The sequence below is a fragment of the Terrisporobacter mayombei genome, from assembly GCF_020748465.1.
Classification (GTDB): domain Bacteria; phylum Bacillota; class Clostridia; order Peptostreptococcales; family Peptostreptococcaceae; genus Terrisporobacter; species Terrisporobacter mayombei.
Window position 1 is genome coordinate 1 of the sequence record NZ_JAHZMP010000238.1, and the last position, 450, is coordinate 450.

At 24.9% G+C, this 450-nt stretch carries 1 protein-coding gene; it reads right to left on the reverse strand.

The genetic code is table 11. From position 1 onward, the window contains the following. Positions 1-42 precede the first annotated feature (42 nt). Positions 43-450 (reverse strand): GGDEF domain-containing protein (locus K0039_RS21355; RefSeq protein WP_228106896.1); only part of this gene is annotated, 408 nt, incomplete at its 5' end.

Consider the following 450-nt stretch of genomic DNA (forward strand, 5'->3'; position numbering starts at 1 on the left):
GAATTTGAATTTAAAGGTTCATTTTTAGCCATATAAATGGCTTTATTCGTACACACTATAACAATTTTTCCCATCTGCTTTTGATAAATAAAGAGCTTTATCAGCTTTAGAAAATAAATCTTTATATAATTTAGTTGAATCATCAGTAAAAGCAATACCAATGCTTAATGTTATTTTATGATTGTCCTTTACTTTTATTTTACTTGCATCATTTAAAATATCATTAGTAATTTTTATTATTAAATCCTTTGTTAATGATTTTATAAATATTGTAAACTCATCTCCACCGATGCGAGCAACTATGTCTTTATCATATGTGTTATGTAATAGTATTTTTGATACAGCAACTAGAACTTCATTTCCCTCTAAATGACCAAAAGTATCATTAACAGTTTTAAAATCATCAATATCAATAATTAATAGAGCATCATTATTTTTGGAATCAGAACT